Raw genomic sequence first — 24081 nt, 5'->3', positions numbered from 1 at the left:
GCCGTGTTATCTCCGTGTACTAACTCTCGCCCCCCCCCGCCCATGCCTTCCCCGGGGGCATATTCGCGGCCCGGCCCTATTCCCCCCCCAACGGCGGTCAGACGTCGGGAGTCCCGTCGTCGCGCACCTGCTCGAACTCGACCACCAGGGAGCCCCGGCGGCGCATCCGGGAGCCGGGGGCGGGATGCTGGGCGGTGACGACCCAGACTCCCGGCCAGGTCAGGGCCCGGAGCGGTGGGCCGTCCGGATCGGCGGCGGCGATGACCAGGCCCGCCTGCCAGGCGACTTTCCGCGCGTGGGTCACGGTCAGTCCGACGATGTCGGGAACTGTCACCTCGTCAGCGGTGCTCGGGCCCGTCCAGCTCACGTCGGCTCCCCCTCCGTGCCGTGTTTCGCCGAGGCCCACTGCCACGGCGGTCCGGTGATGCCTACCCGTGCGAGGACTCGGCCACGGCGACGACTTGGGAGCCTTCGCGGCGTACCCGCTCAGCGCCCCAGGCGCCGAGCGGTCTGAGGGCCTGGTCGAGGGTGCGGCCGTGCTCGGTCAGGGAGTACTCGACCCGCGGCGGCACCTCCGCGTAGACCTCCCGGTGGACGAGGCCGTCCTCCTCCATCTCGCGCAGGTGCTGGGTCAGCATCTTCTCGCTCACGCCCGGCAGGGCGCGCCGGAGTTCGGCGAAGCGGCGCACACCGTGGGTGGCGAGTTCCCAGAGGATCAGCCCCTTCCACTTGCCGCTCACCACGTCGAGCGCGGCGTCGATGCCGCAGATGTAGGGCCCGTTCCTCGGTGCCTTGGCCATCACCGATCCCCCTTACGAAAAGGTAAGTACCACAGAAAATAGTGGGTACTTCCGAGGATAGTGACCCTCTCCGAGCATGGAGGGGTGAACGAACGACAGAACCGAACCCCCCGTCAGAACAGCCCCGTCACCGTGATCGGGCTCGGCCCGATGGGCCGGGCGATGACCCGGACCCTCCTCGACGCCGGCCACCCGGTGACCGTCTGGAACCGCACCGCCGCCCGGGCCGACGGCCTCGTCGCCGCCGGCGCGAGGCTCGCGGCGACACCCGGCGAGGCGGTCGCGGCGAGCGACCTGGTGATCCTCAGCCTCACCGACTACCGGGCGATGTACGACATCCTCGACGGCGCCACCGCGGCGCTCGCCGGCCGGACCCTGGTCAACCTGAGCTCCGACACCCCCGACCGCTCGCGCGAGGCGGCCGGCTGGGCGGCGGGCCACGGCGCTGCCTTCCTCACCGGGGGCGTCATGGTCCCCGCGCCGATGGTCGGCACGCCGGCGGCCCACGTCTACTACAGCGGCCCCGAGCAGCTGATGGAGCGCCACCTGCCAGCGCTGGCCCGGCTCGGAACGCCGAAGTACCTGGGCGAGGACCAGGGCCTCGCCCAGATGATGTACCAGGCCCAACTCGCCGTCTTCCTCACCACCCTGTCCGCGCTGATGCAGGCCACCGCGATGCTGGGCACCGCGGGGATGAAGGCCGGGGAGGCGCTGCCGGAACTGCTCGCCGCCGCCGACTCGATCGGCGCCATCCTGCGGGCCGGCGAGGCGAACCCCGGCACCGCGCTCGACGCGGGGGAGCACCCCGGCGACCTCAGCACCGTCACCATGATGGGCGCGACCTCCGACCACATCGTCGAGACCGGTGCCTCACTCGGCCTCGACCTCGCGCTCCCGCTGGCCGTGCAGGCCCACTACCGGCGCGCGATCGAGGACGGGCACGGCGCCGACAACTGGACCCGCATCATCGACGGCATCCGGGCACCGCGCTGACCGGATGCAGATGCAGCGCTGCGCGAGAAGTCGGCCGGGCCGACTTCTCGCGCACACCCGGGTTCACGCCGGGCAGCCCGAGTCGGCGAGCACGTAGTAGCCGGGGGAGGTCTCGGCCAGGGTGTGGGTGGTGAAGAGGTTCCACAGGCCCATGTTCTGCTCGGAGCCGTCGGCGTAGGTGTAGCCGCCGCTCTGGTGGGCGCGGCCGGCCGTGGTCTGGTGGTAGTTGTCGGTGGTGTAGCAGGTCACCGGACTCCCGCCGGTGGTGGTCGCGTCGACGGTGGCGGACCGGGGGCCGACGGTGCCGGAGGAGTCGACGGCGGCGACGCTGTAGCCGTACGGGGTGCCGGCCGCCAGCCCGGTGTCGGTGAAGGAAGTGCCGCTGACCGCACCGGTGTTGACCTGCACCCCGCCGCGGTAGACGTCGTACGAGGTGGCGCCGGCCACGGCGTTCCAGGACAGGGCGACCGAGGAGGCCGTGGTGCCGGTGACGGCGAGGCCGGTCGGGGCCGGGAGCCCGCCGGTGGCGGGGCCGGTGAGGCCCCAGAACCGGGCGGTGTAGTAGCTGGAGCAGATGCCGGCGAGGAAGTACGGGCCGGTCGTGCCGCACTGCTCGGGGCCGGAGCCCGGGTCGACGGCGAGGCCGTGGCCCATGCCGGAGACGGAGTACAGCTGCACGGCGGGGTGGCCGGCGCCGTCGGCGTAGCTGGTCAGGGTGGTGCCGCCGGGCAGGCTCTGGGTGGTGGACGGCGTCTGGCCGATGCCCCAGACGTCGGTCCACTGGTCGCGCAGTTCGGTGCCGTTGACCGGCCGGACGGTGTAGTCGGCAGTGCCCTGCCAGATCGCCACCCGCGGCCACGGGCCGGTGTAGCCCGGGTACGAGCCGCGGACCTTGTCGCCCCACTGGGCCGGGGTGAGGTTCTGGCTGCCGTTCTGGCAGCCGGACGCGGCGCTCTGGGTGGTGGCGCACTGGGCGGGCAGGCCCGAGTCGACGGCGCCGCCCGCGAACACGTCGGGGTAGTCGGCCAGCAGGTCGGCGGTCAGGCCGCCGCCCGCGGACAGACCGGTGACGAACACCCGGTGGGGGTCGGAGCCGTAGCGCGACTCCGCCTCGGTCACCATCTGCACGACGGACGCGGCCTCGCCGTTGCCCCGGGTGTCCTTGCCCGCGTCGAACCAACTGAAGCAGGACAGCGGGTTGTTGCCCGAGTCGGTCTGCGGGAACACCACGGCGAAGCGGTACGCGTCCGCGTACTTGGGCCAGCCGGAGTCGCTGTCGTAGTCGTTCGCGCTCTGGCCGCAGCCGTGCAGGGCGACCACCAGCGGTGCTCCGGCGGGCAGGCCGGCCGGGACGTAGGTGTACATCGCGAGCCCGCCGGGGTTCGAGCCGAAGCCGCTGACCTGCTGGAAGGTCCCGCTGTCGGCGGAGGCGTCCGGTGCGGCGGTGACGGCGAGGCCGGCCGCGAGGGCGAGGGCGAGTGCGGCGCGGGTCAGGGCGCGGGCGAGTACGGGTCGGTGCATGGCGGGGCTCCAAGACGGGTGGGGGCGAACCCGTGGGTGGGGGACGGGATCGTGACGTGAAGCATGGGGGCCCCGGACGGCCGGGGACATGGACCGGGTGCCCATCCTTCGGCGCCGGGCCATGTGCCGGACCGCCATCCCGGTGGGTGCCGCGCCGGACTGGGACGGAGTCGTCGCAAACTCGCTGATGTTCTGTCACACAGAAGCTCTACGTTGTGCCCATGATGCGAATGACTCGTGTGGTACCCGCCGTACTCCTCGGCACCTCCGTCCTGCTGCTCTCGGCCTGCGGCCCCTCCGACTCGTCCGGCTCGTCCCCCTCCACGAAGGCCGCCGCGCCGGACAGTTCGGCGCCGGGCGCCGCCATATCGAGCACCACCGGCTCGGCGCCGGCCGACGCGCCGACGCCGACCGCCCCCGCGACGGCGGCCGCCCCTTCGAAGCCGGCCGGTGGATCGGGCGGCGCGGCGGCCCCCGGCGGTGCGAACACCCTCACCATCACCGGGAGCAAGGGCGGTACGTTCCAGTTCGACCCGGCCGGCTGCCTCGGCAAGAAGTCCCCGTCCGGTGGTCTGACCCTGACCGCGGCGGGCGGGCCCGACAAGAAGGTCGCCCTGGTCGTCACCTTCGACGGCCAGGGGCAGGTGGCCCTGGTGCTGACCGTCGGCGGCGATGCCGGAGACGACAAGGCGGCCGTGTGGGGCGGAAAGGCCGCGGTCGGCGCGACGGTCAGTCGCACCGAGGACGCCGTCAAGATCGTCGGCCTGCCGGTGTCCCAGCTGCCGGACGCCGTCGACGCCACGGTCAGTGGCTCCCTGAAGTGCGAGTCGGCCGACGCCCTGTTCTGACGGCGGCCGGACGGCTCCGCCCCGTCGAGCCGCACGCTCGACGGGGCGGAGTGGTGCGGGCCGGGCTCAGCCGGCCCGGACGGCGCTGACCAGGTCCGGCAGCAGGTTCGCCGCGTTGGGCGTGCCCAGGCCGGTGACCGGGTCCCAGCCGGTGCCGGCCGGGTAGCCCGGGACGGTCGGGTCGGTGGTGTTGTTGCCGAGCGTCACGTCGTTGAAGTCGGCCGCGTACTTCGCCGGGTCGGTGCCGAGCTTGTACAGGGCCGGGTTGATCTGGCCCAGGCCGCCGCCGTTGAGCTGGTCGGCGATCGACACCAGGCCGGCCCACTGCGGGCAGGACAGCGAGGTGCCGCCGATGTCGTACCAGCCGGTGCTGCACGGCGTGGCACCGCACTTGAGGCCCGAGGAGCCGTCCGGCGGCAGCGACAGGTACACCAGCGCGCCGGTGCTGGAAGCGGCTTGCAGGGACACGTCCGGCACGCCGCGCTTGGCGCCGATCGCGGTGGAGCCGGCCGGCAGCGCCGCCTGGTAGGCGGGCTTGTCGAAGACCTGGCTGAAGCCGCCACCCGAGTTGGTCCACCCCACCTCGGCGGAGCCCGAGTCGGCCTGGCAGACGGCCGGGTTGTCGGTGCTGTCCACGGTCCGGGCGCCGCTCGCGCCGGGGTCGGTGCACAGGTAGCTGCCGCCCACGCCGGTCACCAGCGGGTCCGAGGCCGGCCACTCGACCGACGGGTACGGGAGGGTGGAGCCGCCGGACTTCACCGGGGTCTTCTCCGAGCCGGCCGTGCCGTTGTCGCCGGAGGAGCCGAGCACCGTGACGCCGTTCTGCGCCGCCGACTTGAAGGCGTGCCGCAGCGGCTCGATCGACTGGGGGCTGGCGAAGGCGCCCTCGGCGGAGGCGAAGGACTGCGAGATGACGTTCGCCAGGTGGTGGTCGACCACGTACTGCTCGGCGTTCATCAGCGTCGGCAGGCCCTGGACGCCGAGCGTCTCCGCGGTCGGCGTGCTCACCAGCAGGATGTTCGCACCCGGCGCCATCGCGTGCGCGGTCTCCACGTCGAGCGCGACCTCCAGCGCCCACCCGGCCTTGCTCTCCTGGCCGGTGCCGTGGCTGGTGGGCGGCGGCGCGGTGGTGCCCGGGTCGCCCTGGACGTGCAGTTCGCTGAAGGTCGGCATGCCGGGCTGGCAGGTCACCGCCTCCTCGCCGCACATCGCGGTGACGCCGAACGCCTGGTCGAAGACGTGCAGGTCGTGCGCCATGGTGTCGCTGCCGTACGAGTCGAAGACGGCGATCGTCTGGCCGCGGCCGTCGAACCCGCCCGCGTACAACGGCCCGAGGTTGTAGGCGGCCCTGATCGCCTGGGGGGAGAAGCAGCGGCGACCCGCGCTCGCGCACTGGGCCTGGGTGGGGGGCGTGGTGCTCGCCGACACCTGGGTGTAGTCGGCCACGGCGGGGTGCGCGGTCGGGTAGTCGGCGGCCGCGGCGGTGCCGACCACCGGGGCGGCGAGCGCGCCGGAGGCCGCCAGGGCCAGGCTGCTCGCCCCTGCCAGGAGCATGCGGCGTATCGTTCGAGCCTTCAAGTAGTCCTCCACGAGGGATGGTTGGGGGACATCGGCCGGTGACCGGGGCCGGATCGGACGGCCCGGGTGGATGGGGGCTCCGGGACACCCGGTCACGGACGGCCGCGAGTGTAGGCACGGGGGCTGGTGGGCCTCAAGGGGCTCGCACGCCGGATCGACGCCCGTTCGCGGCATCGAAGGGGCGCGTCCGGGCGGTGGCGGCCGGGGGCGGCCGCCCACAAGTCCGTTCGGGTGAACTGTCGCCCGGTCGCTTCGTCCACGGCCGGTCGACCCGCCAAGCTGGGCCGCGAATCCGTAAGAACCTGGTGAGGAAAGGCCGTTCGATGACGCGCGCGCTGATCGTGGTGGATGTGCAGAAGGACTTCTGCGAGGGCGGAAGTGTCCCGGTCGGCGGCGGTGCCGACCGGGCCCGGGCGATCGCCGCACTGCTCCAGGGGCCGGAGCGGGAGGGCTGGTCCCGGGTGGTCGCCACCCGCGACCATCACGTCGATCCGGGCGGCCACTTCTCCGAGCATCCCGACTACCGCGACTCCTTCCCGGTGCACTGCGTGGTCGGCACCGAGGGCGGCGAGTTCCACCCCGACTTCCTGCCGGCCGTCGAGGGCGGCGCGGTCGACGAGGTCTTCTACAAGGGCGCCCGCTCCGCCTCCAAGAGCGGTTTCGAGGGTTTCACCGCCGACGGCACTCCGCTCGCCGACTGGCTGCACGACCGGGGCGTGGACGCCGTCGACGTCGTCGGCATCGCCACCGACCACTGCGTCAAGGCCACCGCCCTGGACGCCCGCCGGGCCGGCTTCGACGCCCGCGTCCTGCTCGATTACACGGCCGGCGTCGCCGCGGACACCACCGACGCCGCCCTCACCGAACTGCGCAGCGCCGGCGTGCACCTCACCGGCGCCCCGGTGGTCCAGGGCTGAACGCCCCACCCGCGCGAACGACGGGGCCGGAGCGCCGGGAGTGCCCGTCGCTCCGGCCCTTGGGGCGTGGGGCGGGTCAGGAGGTGACGGTCCAGGACTGGCCCGCCGCCGAGGAGTTGGCCGGGTCGGTGAGGACCGTCGCGCCGGGCGTGCCGCTGGGCGCGTCCAGGGTCAGGCCGTTGCCGACGTTGGTGATGGTGAGGGCCCCGGCGCCGTTCTGGGTGACCTTCCACTCCTGCCAGGGGTTGTTCGCGGTGGGGTTGAGCAGGTAGGCGCTGCCGGTTCCGCCGCCGGCGGCGAGCACGGTGTGCGACTGGGTGCCGGTGCCGCAGGCGTCGCTGATCCGGACGGTGCCGTCGGGGTTCGCGGTGAACAGCCACTGCTCGGAGGTGTGGGTCGGGTCGTAGGCGTTGACGTCGGCGTTGGCGCCCGGGTTGGCGCTGCAGGTGCCCTGCACCTCCAGTGCCAGGCCGCCGGTGCCGCCGGCCGTGAGGCTGTGGTACTTGCCGTCGCCGACGATGCCCGCCTGGGTGCCGCCGTTACCGCCGTTGCCACCGGTCGAGGTGCCCCCGCCGACGCTGATCCGGTAGAGCGCGGTGCCGTGCGCCGGGATCCAGCTGCCGCCGAGGGTGCCCGTGGTGGTGCCGGTGGCGCCGCTCCAGATCTCCTTGTACGCGTAGCTCGAGCCGGTCAGGCCGAGTTGGCCGAGCGTGACGCTCGGCATGGCCCAGTTGCCCGGGTCCTGGTTGACCAGGGCGACGGCGAGGTCGCCGTTGGCCAGGGTGCGCTTGAGGACGACCGGGGCGGTGGAGGTGGCGGGCGGGTTGCCGACCAGGGTGGCGGGCTTGGCGAGGGCGTCCTGGTCGATGGCGATCATGTCGGGGTTCTTCAGGACCGCCAGCGCCGAGGAGTTGATGCCGGTGGACCAGGTGTACCCGTTGGCGCTGTGCTGGGCGTCGGCCGCGTTGCGCAGGTCGGCGCCGGAGATCAGCGGGGCGGCCATCATGGTGAGGACGGACATCTCGGTGCGGGACTCGTCGTCGGTGAACGGCTTGTTGCCGGGGGAGTTGTCGGTGGTGCCCCAGAGCCCGTTGACGTCCTGCCAGCCGGTGAACAGCATGTCCATGTCGTGCCAGCCGCCGGGCTGGACGGTGCTCGCGTACTTGAGCGCAGTGCCGAGCTGCTGGTCGTAGAGCACGCCGTTCAGCTCGCTGTCGCGGTCGCCGCCGATCCGGCACATGTTGGCGACCTGGCCGCACCAGACGCCGGTGGGGGCGTAGCCGGGGGCCTGGTGCGCGGGGGTGCCGGCCGCCTGGATCAGCGGGTCGGTGCGGGCCGGGTCGTCGGCGCTCAACAGGTAGGGGATGCCGGTGTGGGCGGGCTGGGCGGACAGGCTCAGGATGACCTTGGGCTTGCCCGTGGCGGCGGTGGCCGCGTCGAGGGCGCGCTGGAAGGTCTGGGTGCGGGCGTAGACGGACCGGGTGAGCTCCTTGCCCTCGCCCTGCGGGTAGTAGGCGTAGCCGTCGGGGCCGTAGATGGTGGGGCCGTAGGGGCAGTCGTCGTACTTGACGAAGTCGACGCCCCAGGCGACGAAGTCGGCGGCGTCGGTGCTCTCGTGGCCCAGGCTGCCGGGGTGGCCCTGGCAGGTGGTGTAGGTGTCGGTGGCGTACAGGCCGAACTTGATGCCCTTGCTGTGGGCGTACTGGGCCAGGTACTGGATGCCGTTCAGGGTCCGGCCGTTGACGGTCTGCGGGGGGAACTGGTTGGGGTCGGGCGCCAGGTGGCCGCTGGTGGGGTCGTTGCCGCCGCCGTCGCTGCCGGCGACCGGGTTGCCGTTGGCGTCGTAGAGCTGCATCCCCCAGGTGGAGTTCTTCACGAAGTCCGTGCTCTGGCCGTCGCGGTGGCGCAGCGACCAGCCGTCGTCGATGGTGACGGTGTTGTAGCCGGCCTGCACCAGGCCGTTGGCCGCCATGAAGTCGATGGTCTGCTTGACCTGTTGCTCGTCGACCTGGGGGCCGAGCGAGTTCCAGGAGTTCCAGCCCATGGGCGGGGTGAGGGCGTTGCCGTTGTTCAGGGCGGCGGCCGGGGTGGCGGCGCCGAGGGTCAGGGCGCCGAGGCCGGAGGCGGCCAGGGCCATCGTGACCAGGGCGCCGGCCAGGCGTCGGCGGGCGGGAGCGGGCATGGGGGGACTCCAAGAGGGTGGGGGTGGCGTGCGAGCGGCGGGCGGTGGCTGGGGGAGGGGCGCCGGTCGCAGCGAGAGTGCCACATGATATTGCACTGAACCGAACAGAAGTCAACGCACCTGACAGGATTCGGTTTCCCCTTGTGCTGCCTGCTCCGGGGGTCTTGACGGCACGGGGAGCGCGGGCGTTTGCTGTGTCCCGCTCGTTCGAACCTGTTGGGTTGTGGTCTGTTCTGCGCTTTTGAACGTTCAAATCGCCAGGCCGGTCGAGCGGCCGCCCCACCCCCTCCTTCCCTGCCCCCGCCGCCCATCGAGAGGGATGCAATGTCACACCTTTCCCGTCGCGACCTGCTCCGCTCCTCCGGAGCCGGCCTGCTGGCCCTCGCCGCCGGCGGCGCCTTTACGGCCTGCGGCGGCTCCGGCTCGGGCGGCGGCTCGGGCGGGGACGCCGAGACCGGCACCGTCACCGTCTGGTCCTGGGCCACGGCCGCCGCCGCCCTGCGCGGGGTCGTGCCGGCCTTCGAGAAGGACAATCCGGGGATCAAGGTCGACGTCCAGGACATCGGCAACCCGGCCATCTGGGACAAGATCACCGTCGGTCTCGCGGCCGGCGGCCAGGGCCTCGGCGACGTCCTCCACATCGGCTGCGACTACCTGCCCGGCTACCGGGAGAAGTTCCCCGGCGGCCTCGCCGACCTCTCCGCGTACGGCGCCGACGCCCACAAGGACAAGTTCGCCAAGGGCCTGTGGCCCGTCGTCACCGGCCAGGACGGCCACGCCTACGCGCTGCCCTGGGAGGTCAACCCGCTCGGCTTCTTCTACCGCAAGGACTGCTTCGACAAGGCCGGCCTCGACCCCACCGCCTTCGCCACCTGGGACGACCTGATCGCCGTCGCCGACCGGTTCAAGGCCGCCAACCCCGGGATGTCCCTGATCGGCATCAACAAGGCCGCCAACCCCGACCCCGACCTCGACTTCGTGCAGTCCCTGATGCAACTCCAGGGCGCCTTCTACTTCGACCTCCAGGGCCGGATCACCCTCGGCACCGAGCCCGGCGTCCGCGCCCTGACCACCCTGCAGCGGCTGGACCGGGCCGGACTGGTCGCCGACGCCCCCGGCGACCACGGCTGGGCGAACCTGATGAAGGCCGGCAAGCTCGCCATCGCCCCGATGCCCGCCTGGGCCGCGCACTACCTGGAAGCCAAGTTCGGCGACCAGAGCGGCAGTTGGCGCCTCGCCAAGCCCCCGGCCGTCACCGCCGGAGGCAACCGCACCGCCCTGGTCAACTCCACCCACCTGGCCGTCGCCGCCTCCAGCCCGCGCCGCCGGGCCGCCTGGAAGTTCGTCGAGTACGCGCTCACCCGGCCGGCCTCCGTCAACGCCATGTTCGCCGCCGGCGGCGTCTTCCCCGCCCTCGTCCCGGCCTACGCCGACCCGCTGTACTCCGCGCCCAGCGCCTACTACGGCGGGCAGCCCGTCCTGCGGACCTTCGCCGACCTCGCCACCACCGGCGGTGACCCCACCAACTACTCCGGCGACTACGCCCGCGCCCTCAAGCTCGCCGGCGACGCCCAGACCAAGGTCTTCCTCAAGGACGGCGACCCGGCCGCCGTCCTCCAGGACGCCGCCAAGCAACTCGCCCAGCAGACCGGACGCACCATCGCATGACCGCCGCCACCCCCTCGTCCACCGCCGCCGGCCCGTCCCGCGCCGCCTTGGAACAGCCCGCGCGGCAGTCGGCGAAACGCCCCGCCGCACCGAGCCGCCGCAGCGCGCGCCTGCGCCGCACCGCCCTGCCGTACCTGCTGCTCGCCCCCGCCCTGATCACCTTCGGCGTGTTCAAGGCCTACCCCGTCGTCGACTCCCTGCTGCTCTCCTTCACCACCGGCGCCGGCGCCGCCCGCCACAACGCGGGGCTCGCCAACTACCGCCGCCTGCTGGACGATCCACTGTTCTGGACGGCGCTGCGCAACACCGCCGAGATCCTCGTCGTGCAGGTCCCGCTGATGCTCGGGCTGGCCCTGCTGATGGCCGTCGGCATCAACTCCACCCTGGTGCGCTGGCGGGCGGTGTGGCGGCTCGGCGTCTTCATGCCCGCCGTCACCGGCCTGGTCGCCACCGGGGTGATCTTCTCCTTCCTGCTCGACGCCGGCAACGGCGCCGTCAACCGGCTGCTGGAGACGGTCGGCCTGCCCGCCGTCGACTGGCTCGGGCAGCCGTTCTGGGCCCGGATGGCCGTCGTCCTGGTGCTCACCTGGCACTACACCGGCTACAACGCGGTCATCTACCTGGCCGGACTCCAGGGCATCCCCCGGGAGCTGTACGAGGCCGCGATGGTCGACGGCGCCGGGCCGGTCCGCCGCTTCACCGCGATCACGGTGCCCGCGCTGCGCCCGGTGCTGCTGTTCACGGTCGTGCTGTCCACCATCGGCACGCTCCAACTCTTCGACGAGCCCTACGTGTTGACCGGCGGTGGGCCGGACAACGCCACCCTGACCGTCTCGATGTACCTCTACCAGAACGGCTTCCGGTACTTCGACTTCGGCTACGCCTCCGCCATCGCCTACGCGCTCACCCTGCTGGTGTCGGTGCTCGGCGCGGTCCAGATGCGCCTGATGGGAGAGCGCGACCGATGAGGATCCCCCGACTGCGCGGCTGGCCGCTGACCTTCGCGCTCGCCGCCGTCACCGGCCTGTCCGTCGGACCGTTCTACTGGCTGCTGACGGCCACCACCCGCAAGGACGACGAGATCTTCGACTGGCCGCCGAGCCTGCTGCCGGGCGGCAGCCTCGGCGACAACCTCGACCGGCTGGACCGCAGGATCGGCCTGCTCCGGGTGCTCGGCAACTCCCTGCTGGTGGCCGGGGTCCAGACGGCCGGCGCGCTGGTCGTCGCCCTGCTCGCCGGCTACGCCTTCGCCAAGTTCCGCTTCCGCGGCCGCACCCTGCTGTTCGGGCTGCTGCTCTCCACCCTCGTCGTCCCCGAACAGGTCATGCTGGTACCGCTGTTCACCATGATGACCGACCTCGGGCTGCTCGACTCCTACCAGGCGCTCATCCTCCCCGGCCTGTGCGTCCCCTTCGCGATCTTCCTGATGCGCCAGTCGCTCGCCGCCCTGCCCGACGAACTCCTGGACGCCGCGAGGGTCGACGGCGCCGGTGAGCTCAGGGTGCTGTGGAGCGTCGTGGTGCCGGTCATGCGACCGGTGCTCGCCGCCCTCGCGATCTTCCTCTTCCTGGGCTCCTGGAACCAGTTCGTCTGGCCGCTGATCGCCCTGCGCAGCCCCGAGATGCACACCCTGCCAGTCGCGCTGGCGACCCTGCACGGCAACCAGAACAGCTCCGACTACGGCGCGATCCTCTCCGGCACCGCGCTGTCCACCCTGCCGATGATGGTCCTCTTCCTGATCCTCCAGCGGCAGTTCATCTCCGGCCTGCTGGCCGGCGCCACGAAAGGCTGAGCATGTCCGAGACCGTGGACGACATCTGGGAACCGCACGCCCCCGCCGGCGCCGGCGGCCTGCGCCCGCTCGGGGCCGAGGGCCCGGCCCTGCGGGCGAACGGCACGGCGAGCGTCCGGACGCTCGCCGACGGTGTGGTCGAGGTCAGCACCGAGGGCCCCGGGGAGGTGCGGATCGAGTGGCGGGTCCCCTGCGTGGACGCCACCGCCCTGTGGACCCCCGAACCGCGCGGCACCGGCTGGCTGCCCGCCGCCTGGAGCGCCCCGCGCCGCACCCGCCTCGCCGCCGGAGCGCCGATCGCCGCGCTGGTCGGCACCGGGGACGTCGCGCTCTGCGCCTTCGCCGCCGAACGCCCCGACGTGCTGGCCGGCGCCGGAGTGGTCGAGGAGACCGGCGAGTTCCGCTTCTGGGCCCAGGCCGAGGGCCGGCTCACCGTACGGATCGACACCTCCGGCCGGCACTTCGCCCGCTGCCTGGCCGACCTGACCGCCTGGTGGGGGAGCGGCTACACCGTCGACATCCCCGAGGCCGCCCGGCTGCCCGCCTACTCCACCTGGTACGCGATGCACCAGGACGTCACGCCCGAGCGCATCGAGACCCAGGCCGCGCTCGGCAAGGAACTCGGCCTGGACGTGATCATCGTCGACGACGGCTGGATGACCGCCGACCGCACCCGCGGCTACGCCCACTGCGGCGACTGGGAGCCCGTCTCGCTGCCCGACACCGCCGAGCACGTCCGCCGGGTGCACGACCTGGGCGTGCGCTACCTGCTCTGGTACGCGCTGCCGTTCATCGGCAAGGACAGCGCCGCCCACCGCAAGCTCGGCCGCCACGCCCTCGCCGACGAGCCGAAGCTCGGCGCGATCGTGGCCGACCCGCGCTACCCCGAGGTCCGCGACTTCCTCACCGACCGGCTCGCCCGCGCCGTCGAGGAGTGGGGCATGGACGGCCTCAAGGTCGACTTCGTCGACCGCTTCGCCCACGCCGACCCCCCGGCGGCCGGCCCGGAGGCGGACTGCGCGGACCTGGACGAGGGCGTGGAACGCCTGCTCGCCGCCATCCGCCGGCGGGTCACCGCCGCCCAGCCCGAGGCGATGGTCGAGTACCGCCAGCCGTACGTCAGCCCCGGCCTGTGGCCGTACGTCACCATGATCCGCGCCACCGACTGCCCGCTCGGCGGGCAGGAGAACCGGCAGCGGACCGTCGACCTGCGGCTCGCCGCCGGCCCCGTCCCGGTCCACTCCGACATGCTGATGTGGCACCCGGCCGAGCCGCCCGAGCAGATCGCCTGCCACCTGATCGACGTGCTGTTCGCCGTCCCGCAGATCTCCGTCGACCTCGCCGCGTTGAGCACCGGGCAGCGGGAGGCGTTGGCCTTCTGGCTCGGCGTCTTCCGCACGCACCTCGACACCCTGCAACGCGGCGAACTGCGCCCGGCCCGCCCGGACCTCGGGTACCCCGTGGTCACGGCGCTGGGCGCGGAGACGGTCGCGGTGGCCCGCTACGCCGCGCTGCCGGTGGACGCCTCGGGGGCGGGGTGGCGGACCCTGCTGGTGGCCAACGCCGACGCCGACCCGGACGTCCGGCTGGTCGGCGGCAGCGGGACGGCCGTCGCCACCGTGCAGGACGCCCGGGGGCGTACCGTACGGCGCGGCGAGGTCGAGCTGGAGCGAGCCGAGCCGATCCCGGTGCCGCGCGGCGGACTGCTGACCCTGCGCCGCGCCTGACCCGCGCCCGATCACCGCTGGAGGACCGCATGCCCGAGGGAGCACACCGGCCGCGTGGTGGCGCCACCACCATCGAGGAGGTGGCCCGCGCGGCCGGGGTGTCCCGGCAGACCGTCTCCAACGCGCTCAACGCCCCGCAACTGCTCCGCCGGGAGACGCTGGAGCGGGTGACTGCGGCGATCCGCGAACTCGGCTACCAGCCCGACCAGTCGGCCCGCTCGCTGCGCAGCGGCGCCCGCCGCACCCTCGGCTACCTCGCCCCGGCCGACGACCCCTACGACCCCAACCCGCTGATGGCCGGTTTCCTGGAGGCGCTGGTCGACGCGGCCGGGGCCGAGGGGCAGCGGGTGCTGCTGTTCCGGCCCGTCCCGCCCGCGGCCGATCCGGTGGCCGCCATCGACGAAATGGTGGCGGCCCGGCAGGTCGACGGGCTGGTCCTGGCGGACGTCCTGCCCGAGGACGCCCGGATCGGCCACGTCGCCCGGCTCGGCATCCCGTTCGCCGCCTTCGGCCGGACCGGGCCCGGGCAGCCGCAGCACTGGGTGGACGTCGCCAACGACGCGGCGACGGCCGCGGCCGTGCGCCACCTCGCGACCCTCGGCCACCGCCGGATCGGCTACCTCGGGGCCGCCGAGGACCTGCCCTGGATGGCGGCGCGCCGGGCGGGCTTCCTCGCCGAGACCCGCCGCCTGGGGCTGTCCGCCGTCACCGCGGACGGCTTGGACCGCTTGGACGGCCCGGACCCGGCGGCCGTACGGACCCTGCTGCGCGGGCCCGACCGCCCGACCGCCGTCGTGGCCGGCAGCGACCTGCTCGCCCTGGACGTGTACCAGGCGGTGCGGGCGGAAGGGCTCACCGTCGGCCCGGGCGGCGTGTCGGTCACCGGCTTCCACGACACCCCGCTCGGCCGGCAGCTCCGCCCCGCGCTCACCTCGATCCGGCTGCCGCTGCGGGCGATCGCCACCGCGCTGGTCGGGCGGCTGCTCGACCAGGTGCGCGGGGCGGCGGTGCCCGCCGCGGGGCTGGAACTGGCCGCGCAGCTGGTGGTGCGGGGCAGCTCGGGCCGACCGGAGTGAGGTTGCGTTACGCCCGGTGCGCCTCCGGTCGCTCGGGGGACGCCTCGGCGAGCGCCCGGGTGACCGCCTCGACCCCGGCCCGCAGCCCGTACACCGGCGTGGCCGGCTGCTGCCGCCAGGAGTCGTCGATGCCGCCCGCGTCCACGGTGTCGAAGCCCAACTCGTCGACCAGCGCCCGCACGACCGCCTTCGCCGCCGCGTCGTCCGACGCGATCGGCACGGCCAGCCGCTCCGGGTCGCCCGCCGGGAGCGGCCGCTCCAACAGGTCCTGCGCGTAGGTGCCGTTGAAGACCTTCACCACCGGGTGGCCCAGGTGCTGCTCCGTCCAGCGGCTCTCCGTCAGCCCGCCGTCCTCGATCGCGTCGATCCGGCCGTCGCGCTCCTTGGGGTAGTAGTTGCCGGTGTCGATCACCGCGAGCCCCTCGGCGGCGCCGTCGAACAGCCCCGCGGGCAGGTCCGGCACGTTCTTCAGCGGCACCGTCACCACCACGACCTGCGCGCCCTTCGCCGCCTCGGTGGCCGGCACCGCCTGCGCGCCCGTCTCCTCGACCAGGGCCTTCAAGGACTCCGGCCCGCGCGAGTTCGCCACCGAGACCTCGTGCCCCAGCGCCCTCAGGCGCCGTGTCAGGTTGCCGCCGATGTTGCCCGCGCCGATGATGCCGATCTTCATGGGAACGCCCCTTCACGAGTGCCGTACCGGCCCGTCACTGGCCCGTCGCCCTGCCCCAACCACGCCGTCAGCGCATCTGTTCCCCTCCGTCCGCCACGATCGGGTGGTCCTGCGGAACCCACGGTTGACGCGGGTCTGGTTCCGCCCGGCCGCCCGCCATGAGGATGGAGCCCATGAACAACCCCTCCACCGTCCCCGACCTGCGGGCCCTCCTCGACGGCCTCCCCGCCGCCTTCTCAACCGCCGCCCGTCCCACCGGCATCGACGCCTGCCCGTGCTGCACGTCCCCGGCTGAGCTGGACGCCCTCCTGCGCACGCCCCGCGAGCAGCTCGGCCCCGACGAGCTGGGGCACTACGCCGCCTCCGCGCTGAACACCGTCGGCTCGCCCGCCGACCTGCGCTACTTCACGCCGCGGATCCTCCAGCTCGTCCTGACGAGCGAACTCACCTGGCCCGACCTGGAGCTGGTCGGCATCAAGCTCGCCCAAGCCAGCTGGCAGGACTGGCCGGAGGCCCCGTACCTCCGCCGACTCCTCGACGCCCTCTGGTCGGACGTCCTGCACAACGCCGAGGAGTGGTGGGACGCCGAAGCCGTCCTCTGCGCCCTGGCGGCCGCGGACCCGGACGGCACCGGCGACCGGCTAGCAGAATGGGCCCGGTTCGCGACCCCGGTAGCCGTCGAGCGCCTGTACGAGTTCGCCCTCGGCGGCCGCCTCGAACCGCGGGACCCCTTTTGGGACGAGCAGGGAGCCCCGTGCCGGGCCTTCGCGCAGTGGCTGCGCGGCGCCGACCTCCAACTCGCCGTCGAGGCGGCCGTCTTGCGGATCGATGACCCCACCCAACTCGATCAACTCTTCACCGTCCATGGCATCCTGGCGACATGACCCACGACATGGTGCCGCCCCTGCTCGCAGTCGCACCACTCCTGCTCGTCATCAACCTGGCGCGACGGCGCCGAAACGGCAAGCCCCTGAACCTACTTCCGCGATCACGGCCGGCCCGCGGGACGGCGATGGCCGTCATCGCCCTGGTGGTGGCCTCGGGGGTGGCGGCCGGTCAGCCCTGGGACACGGCGGTCATCGGCGCCGTGGCGCTCGGCGGCCTCCTGGGCTCATTGGTGGACCTCCGCCACCGCTGAGCCCGGGGCCGCCGACCGCTCAACTCGAATCACTCGAAGCGCGCGGGGTCGCCGGCCCCCCGGCGGACGATCTCCGCCTCGCCGTCGGAGAAGTCGATGACGGTGGTCGGTTCGGTGCCGCAGTCGCCGGAGTCCACCACGGCGTCCAGCACGTGGTCGAGGCGTTCCTTGATCTCCCAGCCCTGGGTCATCGGTTCGTCCTCGCCGGGGAGGATCAGGGTGCTGGAGAGGAGGGGCTCGCCGAGCTCGGCGAGCAGCGCCCGGGTGACGGCGTGGTCGGGGATCCGGACCCCCACGGTCTTCTTCTTGGGGTGCATCAGCCGGCGCGGGACCTCCTTGGTGGCGGGGAGGATGAAGGTGTAACTGCCCGGCGTCGCGGCCTTGACGGCCCGGAAGACGTTGTTGTCGAGCTGGACGAACTGCCCCAGCTGCGCGAAGTCCTCGCACATCAGGGTGAAGTGGTGGCGGTCGTCGAGGCGTCGGATCGACCGGATCCGCTCGAGGCCGTCGCGGTTGTCCAGGCGGCAGCCGAGGGCGAAACAGGAGTCGGTGGGGTACGCGATGAGGGCTCCGGAGCGGAGGCTGTCGGCCACGGTGCTGATGGTGCGGGGCTGGGGGGACTCGGGGTGCACGTCGAAGTACTTCGCCATTGGCCGACCTTAAGGGATCCGGGCCGGTGATCGCCGCAACCGCGACGTTCCGGACTTCCGCGAACCACCGGAGATCCGCCACCGAACCACCAACGAACCACCGATGAACCGCCGCCGGACTTCTGGCGGTTCACCGGGGCCCGGCGTACGGTCGGTCACCATGGCACTGGACCAGGCACGGGTGAACCGGATCTTCCTGCCCGGGACGTACGCGGACGGTGTGCCGTACGGGCTGTTCCGCGAGCTGCGGGCCGAGGCACCGGTCTGCTGGGTGGAGGAGCCGGCCGTGGGGGACTGGCCGGCCGGGTCCGGCTACTGGGCGGTACTGCGGCACGCGGACGTGAAGCACGTGCTGCGCAGCCCGGAGCTGTTCTCCTCGCACCTCGGGGCGACCCAGATCCGGGATCCGGACACCCCGGCCGACCTGGCCTTCGTCCGCACGATGATGCTCAACCAGGACCCGCCGGACCACGCCCGGCTGCGCCGGATCGTCGCCGCGGCGTTCTCCCCGCGCGCCCTGGCCGAGTTGGCGGCGGCGGTGGACGAGCGGGCGCGGGAGCTGGTGGAGGCCGTACGGCCCGCCGGGGCCGCCGACTTCACGACGGTGGCGGCGGACCTGCCGGTGTGGACGCTGGCCCGGGTGATGGGCGTGCCGGAGCGGGACCGGGGGCTGCTGCTCGACTGGGCGAACCGGGTGATCGGCTACCAGGACGCCGACTACGCCGATGCGCGCACGGTCGACCCGGCCGCGCTGACCGACCTCGGCCGCGCCGCCCTCGCCCACCGTCCGACGGCCCGGACCACCCCGGACGGCCGTCCGGTGAACCCGCGTTCCCGGGCCGCGCTGGCCGACATGTTCGCCTATGCCCACGCCCTGGCCCGCCGGCCCGCCCCCGACGGCCTGCTGGCCCGCACGCTCCGGGCGGGCCTGACGGCCGAGGAGTTCGAGACGATGTTCTTCCTCTTCGCCGTCGCCGGGAACGAGACCGTGCGCAACGGCTTGCCGGGCGGCCTGCTGACCCTGCTCGGCCATCCGGACCAGTACCGACTCCTGTGCGAGCGGCCGGAGTTGACCTCCTCGGCGGTGGAGGAGATGCTCCGCTGCTGGCCGCCGGTGGTGCACTTCCGCCGCACCGCGACCCGCGACACCCGGATCGCCGGGCAGCCGGTCCGCCGGGGCGACAAGGTGGTGGTGTACCACGCCTCGGCGAACCGCGACGGGGCCGTGTTCCCGGAGCCGGAGCGCTTCGACGTCTCCCGCACCCCGAACGACCACGTCAGCTTCGGCTACGGTCCGCACTTCTGCGTCGGCGCCCAGCTCGCCCGGCTGCAGCTGCGCTCCGCGCTGCGCCACCTGCTGGACCGCCTCCCGGGCCTGGAACTCGACCCGGACCGGCCGCCGCAGCGCCTGGAGTCCAACTTCCAGAACGGCCTGAAGAGCCTGCCGGTCCGCTGGGGGGCGTAGGGGGGCAGGGAGGTGATCAGCCCGCGCAGGCCGGGCAGAGCCCCCGGTAGGTGACCTCGGCGCCCGAGACGGCGAAGCCGAACCGCTGGTCGGCCGGAAGGTCGGCGAGCGGGTTGCCGAGGGGGTGGACGTCGCGGATGGCGCCGCAGCCGGTGCAGACCAGGTGCTGGTGCGGGTGGTGGGCGTTGGGGTCGTAGCGCTTGGCGCGCCCGTCCGTGGACACCTCGATGACCTCACCGAGGGTGACCAGTTCGCCGAGGGTGTTGTAGACCGTCGCGCGGGAGATCTCCGGGAGGCGCTCGGCCGCGCGGGCGTGCACCTCGTCGGCGGTCAGGTGCACGTGCTCGCCGTCCAGGACCTCGGCCACGACACGCCGCTGGGAGGTGAGGCGCCAGCCGCGCTCGCGCAGGCGCTCCAGCAGGTCACTCATAACGGTTCACCTATTCAGGTCATGGGGGAAGACCGGAGTTTACCAATGCGGATCCGTGGGGCTCCGGATCCCGATCCGGTTCGGGCTTGGTGTCTTTCTTGACTTGGATTCCGTCCATCGTAGGATCGGCTCCGGCGCTAGCCTGGGTAGCAGCAGTAGTGCACTCCCTGCACACGCGACCAGCGCTGATGCAGGAGGAGCAGGCAGTAGCAGTAGGTGCCGCAGGTAGCAGATAGACACCGTGATCCGCCTTGTACGGAAGGATTCCCATGTCTGAGAACCACGATGCAACCGGTGTAGAGGCGAGTGCGGGCGGCTGCCCGGTCAACCACGGGCGCGCGCTCCACCCCACCCAGGGCGGCGGCAACCGCCAGTGGTGGCCGGAGCGGCTGAACCTGAAGATCCTCGCCAAGAACCCCGCCGTCGCCAACCCGCTCGGCGCGGACTTCGACTACGCCGCGGCGTTCAGCGCCCTGGACCTCGCCGCCGTGAAGCGGGACATCCAGGAGGTGCTCACCACCTCGCAGGACTGGTGGCCGGCCGACTTCGGCTACTACGGCCCCTTCATGATCCGGATGGCCTGGCACAGCGCCGGCACCTACCGGATCAGCGACGGCCGCGGCGGCGCGGGCGGCGGCCAGCAGCGGTTCGCCCCGCTGAACAGCTGGCCGGACAACGCGAGCCTGGACAAGGCCCGCCGCCTGCTCTGGCCGGTGAAGAAGAAGTACGGGCGCAGCCTGTCCTGGGCCGACCTGATCGTCCTGACCGGCAACGTCGCCCTGGAGGGCATGGGCTTCGAGACCTTCGGCTTCGGCGGCGGCCGGGTCGACGAGTGGGAGCCGGACGAGGACGTCTACTGGGGCCCGGAGACCACCTGGCTCGGCGACGAGCGCTACACCGGCGACCGCGAGCTGGAGAGCCCGCTGGCCGCCGTCCAGATGGGCCTGATCTACGTCAACCCCGAGGGCCCCAACGGCAACCCGGACCCGATCGCCGCCGCCCGCGACATCCGCGAGACCTTCTATCGGATGGCGATGAACGACGAGGAGACCGTCGCGCTGATCGCCGGCGGCCACACCTTCGGCAAGACCCACGGCGCCGGCCCGGCGGACCACGTCGGCCCGGACCCGGAGGACGCGCCGATGGAGCAGCAGGGCCTCGGCTGGAAGAGCGGCTACGGCACCGGCGTCGGCGGCGACGCCATCACCAGCGGCCTCGAGGGCATCTGGACGGCCACCCCGATCACCTGGGACAACAGCTTCTTCGAGACGCTGTTCGGCTACGAGTGGGAGCTCACCGAGAGCCCGGCCGGCGCCAACCAGTGGAAGCCGAAGGACGGCGCCGGCGAGGGCACCGTGCCGGACGCCCACGACCCGGCCAAGCGGCACACCCCGATCATGCTCACCACCGACCTGTCGCTGCGCTTCGACCCGGTGTACGAGCCGATCTCCCGCCGCTTCCTGGAGAACCCGGCGGAGTTCGCCGACGTCTTCGCCCGCGCCTGGTACAAGCTCACCCACCGTGACATGGGTCCGGTCGTGCGCTACCTCGGCCCGGAGGTCCCGAGCGAGCACCTGCTCTGGCAGGACCCGCTGCCGGCCGCCTCGTACCAGCAGATCGGCGCGGCGGACGTCGCCGACCTCAAGCGGCGGATCGCCGGGACCGGGCTGTCGGTCTCCGAGCTGGTCTCCACCGCCTGGGCGGCGGCCTCCTCGTTCCGCGGCAGCGACAAGCGCGGCGGCGCCAACGGCGGCCGGATCCGGCTGCAGCCGCAGGCCGGCTGGGAGGTCAACGAGCCGGACCGGCTGGCCGCGGTGCTGCGGGCGCTGGAGGGCGTGCAGCGGGACTTCAACGCCCAGGCCGGCGACAAGCAGGTCTCGCTGGCCGACCTGGTGGTGCTGGCCGGCGGCGTCGGCGTCGAGCAGGCGGCCAAGGCGGCCGGGCTGGCCGTCGAGGTGCCGTTCGCGGCCGGCCGGGTGGACGCCCCGCAGGAGCTGACCGACACCGAGTCCTTCGCCGCGCTGGAGCCCAAGGCGGACGGCTTCCGCAACTGGGTCGGCAAGGGCAACCGGCTGCCGGCCGAGTTCCTGCTGCTCGACAAGGCCAACCTGCTGGGCCTGAGCGCGCCTGAACTCACCGTGCTGGTGGGCGGCCTGCGCGTGCTGGGCGCCAACCACCAGCAGTCCGCGCACGGTGTGCTGACCGAGACCCCGGGCGTGCTGACGAACGACTTCTTCGTCAACCTGCTGGACCTGGGCACGAGTTGGTCCTCCACCTCGGAGGACGCCCACGCCTTCGAGGCCCGGGACGCCTCCGGGGCGGTCAAGTGGACCGGCACCCGCGCCGACCTGGTCTTCGGCTCGAACTCCGAACTGCGCGCCGTCGCCGAGGTGTACGCGGCCGACGACGCCAAGGAGAAGTTCGTGGAGGACTTCGTCGCGGCCTGGGTCAAGGTCATGAACGCGGACCGCTTCGACCTGGTGTGACGCGGTAGCGAGTGACAGAACGGGAGCCCGGGGATGCACCCCCGGGCTCCCGTGCGTGGTCAGGGCGCTCCTGCCGCCCCCACGCTGACCAGCCCGGTCTCGTACGCCGCGACCACCACCTGGGCCCGGTCCCGCAGCCCCAACTTGCCCAGGATCCGGGCCACATGGGTCTTCACCGTGGCCTCGGAGAGCTGCAGCCGGACGGCCAGCTCGGCGTTGCTGAGGCCCCGGGCGAGCAGCCCCATCACCTCCAGCTCGCGCGGGGTGAGGGTGGCCAGTTCGCGGTGCGGGGCGGCCGCCTCCGGGGCGGCGGGGCGGGCGAAGCGCTCGACCAGGCGGCGGGTGATCGCGGGGGCGAGCAGCGCGTCCCCGGTGCGGACCAGTCGGACGGCGGCGGCCAGGTGCTCCGGGGTGACGTCCTTGAGCAGGAAGCCGCTGGCCCCGGCGGCCATCGCGGCGTAGACGTAGTGGTCCAGGTCGAAGGTGGTCAGCATGATGATCCGGGGCGCGTCGGCGGCGCGGTCGGCGAGGATCCGCCGGGTGGCCTCCAGGCCGTCCAGGCCGGGCATCCGGATGTCCATCAGCACCACGTCCGGTCTGTTCCGGCGCACGGCGGCGACGGCCTGCTCGCCGTCCTCGGCCTCGGCGACCACCTCGATCCCCTCGGACTCCAGGATCAACCGGAAGCCGATCCGGACCAGGGCCTGGTCGTCGGCGACCACCACGCGGATCGCTTGCTCGTTCATCGACTCTCCAGGGGTATCGAGGCCGTGACGCGGTAGCCGCCGCGCGGCCGGGGGCCGGTCTGCAGGGTGCCGCCGTAGACGGCGAGGCGTTCGCGCAGGCCCAGCAGGCCGCGTCCGTTGCCGGTGGCGGCGGCGCCGGTGGGGCGGCCGCCGGTGTCGGTGACGTCCACCCTCAGGTGGTCGGGGGCGTACTCGACGGTCACCGCGGCGTTCGCGCCGCCCGCGTGCTTGACGGTGTTGGTGAGCGCCTCCTGGACGACCCGGTAGGCGGCGAGCTCGACCCCGGGCGGGACGGGCCGGCGCTCCCCGCGCACGGTCAGCTCCACCGGCAGTCCGGCCCGGCGCACACCCTCGACCAGGGCGTCGAGCCGGCCGAGGCCGGGCTGCGGGCTGAGGTCGGCGTCGGTCGCGGGATCGCCGCCGGTCTCCGAGTCGATGGTCAACAGGCCCATCACCTGCCGCAGTTCGGTCATCGCCGCGCGCCCGCCGGCCTCGACCGCGGCCATCGCCTCGCGGGCCTTGTCCGGGGCGGTGTCCAGGATCTTGCGGGCGGCCCCGGCCTGGATCGTCATCATGCTCACGTTGTGGGTGACCACGTCGTGCAACTCCCGGGCGATGCGCGCTCGTTCGAGCTCCACCGCGCGGTCGAGCGCGGCCAGCTGCTCCCGCTCCAGGGCGGACATCCGCTCCCGGCCCTCCTCCACCCGGCGCCGCCACATCCGCAGTTCGTAGGCGACCGCGAGCACCGGCACCAGGACGAGCACGGCCATCACCCAGTTGTCGAACTCCGGTAGCAGGGCGTCGTTGAAGAGCACCACGAGCGCCACGGCGGCGGCTGCCAGGCTGAGCAGCACGGCCCTCGGGCGGCGCCCGTACGCGGCCGCGCTGTAGGCGGCGACGATCACCACCACGCCCACCCAGAACGCGATGTCCTCGTGCTGCTCCCGCACCAGCAGCGCGGCCGGCAGCACCGTCCACAGCACTGCCAGCGGGTGGCGTCGGCGCAGCACCAGCGGCAGCGGGACGAAGGGGACCAGCAGCAGCATCCCGTTCCAGGACGATCCGTGCCGGTCCGGACCGTACTGGCCGTGGTTGTGGGCCGCGACGGTGGCGTAGCGGGCGCAGACGGAGACCAGGAACAGGGCGAGGGCCAGGTCGAAGGCCTGGCCGCGCCGGGTGGGCCGGGGCGGGGGTGGCGCGTCGTCATCGGCGCCGCCGTCCAGCAGGCGTCGCACCGTGGGGTGGTTGATCACCGGGACATTGTGGCGGTCGGCCGCCGCCCGGGACAGCCCCGCGAGCGGCGGCAGTCGCTACACCGGGCGACTACCTCGCAAGGATGACACCGGCGGCCGTACGCCGGACGCGGTACGGAAGTTGCGGCGGGCGGCGGACGT

Annotated in this window: 22 protein-coding genes; 12 read left to right on the top strand and 10 right to left on the bottom strand. The window is 73.1% G+C overall.

What is annotated here, in order from left to right:
* Positions 1–97: 97 nt before the first annotated feature.
* Positions 98–367, bottom strand: a complete 270-nt coding sequence (locus tag ACFVXG_RS42415) for a PASTA domain-containing protein (protein WP_387935843.1) — start codon at positions 365–367, stop codon at positions 98–100.
* 61 nt (positions 368–428) lie between these two features.
* Positions 429–800, bottom strand: a complete 372-nt coding sequence (locus ACFVXG_RS42410) for a winged helix-turn-helix transcriptional regulator (protein WP_387935842.1) — start codon at positions 798–800, stop codon at positions 429–431.
* A gap of 84 nt (positions 801–884) precedes the next feature.
* On the opposite strand from ACFVXG_RS42410, the gene ACFVXG_RS42405 reads away from it, so the two are divergent.
* The gene (locus ACFVXG_RS42405; RefSeq protein WP_387935841.1) at positions 885–1793 is read left to right on the top strand and encodes an NAD(P)-dependent oxidoreductase; all 909 of its coding nucleotides are present in this window, start codon (positions 885–887) and stop codon (positions 1791–1793) included.
* A gap of 63 nt (positions 1794–1856) precedes the next feature.
* On the opposite strand, the gene ACFVXG_RS42400 is transcribed toward ACFVXG_RS42405, so the two are convergent.
* Positions 1857–3314, bottom strand: a complete 1458-nt coding sequence (locus tag ACFVXG_RS42400; protein WP_387935840.1) for a PHB depolymerase family esterase — start codon at positions 3312–3314, stop codon at positions 1857–1859.
* Positions 3315–3544: 230 nt separating this feature from the next.
* Here ACFVXG_RS42400 and ACFVXG_RS42395 point away from each other — a divergent pair, with 230 nt between their 5' ends.
* Positions 3545–4162, top strand: coding sequence for a hypothetical protein (locus ACFVXG_RS42395; RefSeq protein WP_387935839.1), 618 nt, complete (start codon positions 3545–3547; stop codon positions 4160–4162).
* Between the two features lie 66 nt (positions 4163–4228).
* Here ACFVXG_RS42395 and ACFVXG_RS42390 read toward each other — a convergent pair whose 3' ends face one another.
* Entirely contained in the window at positions 4229–5716 is a 1488-nt protein-coding gene (locus tag ACFVXG_RS42390; RefSeq protein ID WP_387935838.1) for a protease, read from the bottom strand.
* A gap of 347 nt (positions 5717–6063) precedes the next feature.
* On the opposite strand from ACFVXG_RS42390, the gene ACFVXG_RS42385 reads away from it, so the two are divergent.
* The gene (locus ACFVXG_RS42385; protein ID WP_387935837.1) at positions 6064–6657 is read left to right on the top strand and encodes an isochorismatase family protein; all 594 of its coding nucleotides are present in this window, start codon (positions 6064–6066) and stop codon (positions 6655–6657) included.
* Positions 6658–6733: 76 nt separating this feature from the next.
* Here the strand turns inward: ACFVXG_RS42385 and ACFVXG_RS42380 are convergent, their stop codons facing one another.
* Positions 6734–8839: an alpha-galactosidase gene (locus ACFVXG_RS42380; protein ID WP_387935836.1), complete on the bottom strand. Its 2106-nt coding sequence runs from the start codon at positions 8837–8839 to the stop codon at positions 6734–6736.
* 324 nt (positions 8840–9163) lie between these two features.
* On the opposite strand from ACFVXG_RS42380, the gene ACFVXG_RS42375 reads away from it, so the two are divergent.
* The 5 genes from ACFVXG_RS42375 to ACFVXG_RS42355 are packed head-to-tail and all read left to right on the top strand — an operon-like array spanning position 9164 to position 15102.
* Entirely contained in the window at positions 9164–10507 is a 1344-nt protein-coding gene (locus ACFVXG_RS42375) for an extracellular solute-binding protein (RefSeq protein ID WP_387935835.1), read from the top strand.
* Positions 10504–11475, top strand: coding sequence for a carbohydrate ABC transporter permease (locus ACFVXG_RS42370; RefSeq protein ID WP_387935834.1), 972 nt, complete (start codon positions 10504–10506; stop codon positions 11473–11475). The genes ACFVXG_RS42375 and ACFVXG_RS42370 overlap by 4 nt, the downstream gene beginning before the upstream one ends.
* Positions 11472–12299: a carbohydrate ABC transporter permease gene (locus tag ACFVXG_RS42365; RefSeq protein WP_387935833.1), complete on the top strand. Its 828-nt coding sequence runs from the start codon at positions 11472–11474 to the stop codon at positions 12297–12299. Before ACFVXG_RS42370 ends, ACFVXG_RS42365 begins: the two co-directional genes overlap by 4 nt.
* 2 nt (positions 12300–12301) lie before the next feature.
* Positions 12302–14026, top strand: coding sequence for a glycoside hydrolase family 36 protein (locus ACFVXG_RS42360; RefSeq protein WP_387935832.1), 1725 nt, complete (start codon positions 12302–12304; stop codon positions 14024–14026).
* A 29-nt stretch (positions 14027–14055) separates the two neighbouring features.
* Positions 14056–15102 (top strand): LacI family DNA-binding transcriptional regulator, encoded by a 1047-nt coding sequence (locus ACFVXG_RS42355; RefSeq protein ID WP_387935831.1) that lies wholly within the window; start codon positions 14056–14058, stop codon positions 15100–15102.
* A gap of 7 nt (positions 15103–15109) precedes the next feature.
* Here ACFVXG_RS42355 and ACFVXG_RS42350 read toward each other — a convergent pair whose 3' ends face one another.
* The gene (locus tag ACFVXG_RS42350) at positions 15110–15772 is read right to left on the bottom strand and encodes an NADPH-dependent F420 reductase (RefSeq protein ID WP_387935830.1); all 663 of its coding nucleotides are present in this window, start codon (positions 15770–15772) and stop codon (positions 15110–15112) included.
* Positions 15773–15945: 173 nt separating this feature from the next.
* Between ACFVXG_RS42350 and ACFVXG_RS42345 the strand changes: the two genes are divergently transcribed.
* Positions 15946–16656, top strand: coding sequence for a hypothetical protein (locus tag ACFVXG_RS42345; protein WP_387935829.1), 711 nt, complete (start codon positions 15946–15948; stop codon positions 16654–16656).
* Positions 16653–16910 (top strand): hypothetical protein, encoded by a 258-nt coding sequence (locus tag ACFVXG_RS42340; RefSeq protein WP_387935828.1) that lies wholly within the window; start codon positions 16653–16655, stop codon positions 16908–16910. The genes ACFVXG_RS42345 and ACFVXG_RS42340 overlap by 4 nt, the downstream gene beginning before the upstream one ends.
* Before the next feature lie 29 nt (positions 16911–16939).
* Here the strand turns inward: ACFVXG_RS42340 and ACFVXG_RS42335 are convergent, their stop codons facing one another.
* Positions 16940–17560 carry an L-threonylcarbamoyladenylate synthase gene (locus ACFVXG_RS42335; RefSeq protein WP_350506445.1) on the bottom strand — a complete coding sequence of 207 codons (621 nt, stop codon included), beginning with the start codon at positions 17558–17560 and terminating at the stop codon, positions 16940–16942.
* A 160-nt stretch (positions 17561–17720) separates the two neighbouring features.
* On the opposite strand from ACFVXG_RS42335, the gene ACFVXG_RS42330 reads away from it, so the two are divergent.
* A complete protein-coding gene (locus ACFVXG_RS42330; RefSeq protein ID WP_387935827.1) occupies positions 17721–19025 on the top strand; it encodes a cytochrome P450 in 1305 nt (434 codons plus the stop codon).
* A 16-nt stretch (positions 19026–19041) separates the two neighbouring features.
* Here the strand turns inward: ACFVXG_RS42330 and ACFVXG_RS42325 are convergent, their stop codons facing one another.
* A complete protein-coding gene (locus ACFVXG_RS42325; protein ID WP_387935826.1) occupies positions 19042–19455 on the bottom strand; it encodes a Fur family transcriptional regulator in 414 nt (137 codons plus the stop codon).
* Between the two features lie 269 nt (positions 19456–19724).
* Here ACFVXG_RS42325 and katG point away from each other — a divergent pair, with 269 nt between their 5' ends.
* Complete coding sequence (katG, locus tag ACFVXG_RS42320) at positions 19725–21941, top strand: catalase/peroxidase HPI (RefSeq protein WP_387935825.1); 2217 nt, start codon at positions 19725–19727, stop codon at positions 21939–21941.
* Positions 21942–22000: 59 nt separating this feature from the next.
* On the opposite strand, the gene ACFVXG_RS42315 is transcribed toward katG, so the two are convergent.
* Both ACFVXG_RS42315 and ACFVXG_RS42310 read right to left on the bottom strand, forming a co-directional pair.
* Positions 22001–22687: a response regulator gene (locus ACFVXG_RS42315; protein WP_387935824.1), complete on the bottom strand. Its 687-nt coding sequence runs from the start codon at positions 22685–22687 to the stop codon at positions 22001–22003.
* Positions 22684–23940, bottom strand: a complete 1257-nt coding sequence (locus ACFVXG_RS42310; protein ID WP_387935823.1) for a sensor histidine kinase — start codon at positions 23938–23940, stop codon at positions 22684–22686. Before ACFVXG_RS42310 ends, ACFVXG_RS42315 begins: the two co-directional genes overlap by 4 nt.
* Between the last annotated feature and the right edge of the window lie 141 nt (positions 23941–24081).

The sequence above is a fragment of the Kitasatospora sp. NPDC058162 genome (assembly GCF_042884005.1).
Lineage (GTDB): Bacteria > Actinomycetota > Actinomycetes > Streptomycetales > Streptomycetaceae > Kitasatospora.
Note: the sequence above shows the minus strand (reverse complement) of the source record. Positions and strands in the feature narration are given on the sequence as shown.

What these genes read in the sequence shown, in the direction of transcription:
- ACFVXG_RS42345 (WP_387935829.1), top strand. Translation starts at nt 15,946, where the DNA reads ATGAACAACCCCTCCACCGTCCCCGACCTGCGGGCCCTCCTCGACGGC.
- ACFVXG_RS42315 (WP_387935824.1), bottom strand. Translation starts at nt 22,687, where the DNA reads ATGAACGAGCAAGCGATCCGCGTGGTGGTCGCCGACGACCAGGCCCTG.
- ACFVXG_RS42350 (WP_387935830.1), bottom strand. Translation starts at nt 15,772, where the DNA reads ATGAAGATCGGCATCATCGGCGCGGGCAACATCGGCGGCAACCTGACA.
- ACFVXG_RS42325 (WP_387935826.1), bottom strand. Translation starts at nt 19,455, where the DNA reads ATGAGTGACCTGCTGGAGCGCCTGCGCGAGCGCGGCTGGCGCCTCACC.
- ACFVXG_RS42380 (WP_387935836.1), bottom strand. Translation starts at nt 8,839, where the DNA reads ATGCCCGCTCCCGCCCGCCGACGCCTGGCCGGCGCCCTGGTCACGATG.
- ACFVXG_RS42355 (WP_387935831.1), top strand. Translation starts at nt 14,056, where the DNA reads ATGCCCGAGGGAGCACACCGGCCGCGTGGTGGCGCCACCACCATCGAG.
- ACFVXG_RS42330 (WP_387935827.1), top strand. Translation starts at nt 17,721, where the DNA reads ATGGCACTGGACCAGGCACGGGTGAACCGGATCTTCCTGCCCGGGACG.
- ACFVXG_RS42360 (WP_387935832.1), top strand. Translation starts at nt 12,302, where the DNA reads ATGTCCGAGACCGTGGACGACATCTGGGAACCGCACGCCCCCGCCGGC.
- ACFVXG_RS42410 (WP_387935842.1), bottom strand. Translation starts at nt 800, where the DNA reads ATGGCCAAGGCACCGAGGAACGGGCCCTACATCTGCGGCATCGACGCC.
- ACFVXG_RS42375 (WP_387935835.1), top strand. Translation starts at nt 9,164, where the DNA reads ATGTCACACCTTTCCCGTCGCGACCTGCTCCGCTCCTCCGGAGCCGGC.
- ACFVXG_RS42385 (WP_387935837.1), top strand. Translation starts at nt 6,064, where the DNA reads ATGACGCGCGCGCTGATCGTGGTGGATGTGCAGAAGGACTTCTGCGAG.
- ACFVXG_RS42335 (WP_350506445.1), bottom strand. Translation starts at nt 17,560, where the DNA reads ATGGCGAAGTACTTCGACGTGCACCCCGAGTCCCCCCAGCCCCGCACC.
- ACFVXG_RS42400 (WP_387935840.1), bottom strand. Translation starts at nt 3,314, where the DNA reads ATGCACCGACCCGTACTCGCCCGCGCCCTGACCCGCGCCGCACTCGCC.
- ACFVXG_RS42395 (WP_387935839.1), top strand. Translation starts at nt 3,545, where the DNA reads ATGACTCGTGTGGTACCCGCCGTACTCCTCGGCACCTCCGTCCTGCTG.
- ACFVXG_RS42365 (WP_387935833.1), top strand. Translation starts at nt 11,472, where the DNA reads ATGAGGATCCCCCGACTGCGCGGCTGGCCGCTGACCTTCGCGCTCGCC.
- katG (WP_387935825.1), top strand. Translation starts at nt 19,725, where the DNA reads ATGTCTGAGAACCACGATGCAACCGGTGTAGAGGCGAGTGCGGGCGGC.
- ACFVXG_RS42370 (WP_387935834.1), top strand. Translation starts at nt 10,504, where the DNA reads ATGACCGCCGCCACCCCCTCGTCCACCGCCGCCGGCCCGTCCCGCGCC.
- ACFVXG_RS42340 (WP_387935828.1), top strand. Translation starts at nt 16,653, where the DNA reads ATGACCCACGACATGGTGCCGCCCCTGCTCGCAGTCGCACCACTCCTG.
- ACFVXG_RS42390 (WP_387935838.1), bottom strand. Translation starts at nt 5,716, where the DNA reads ATGCTCCTGGCAGGGGCGAGCAGCCTGGCCCTGGCGGCCTCCGGCGCG.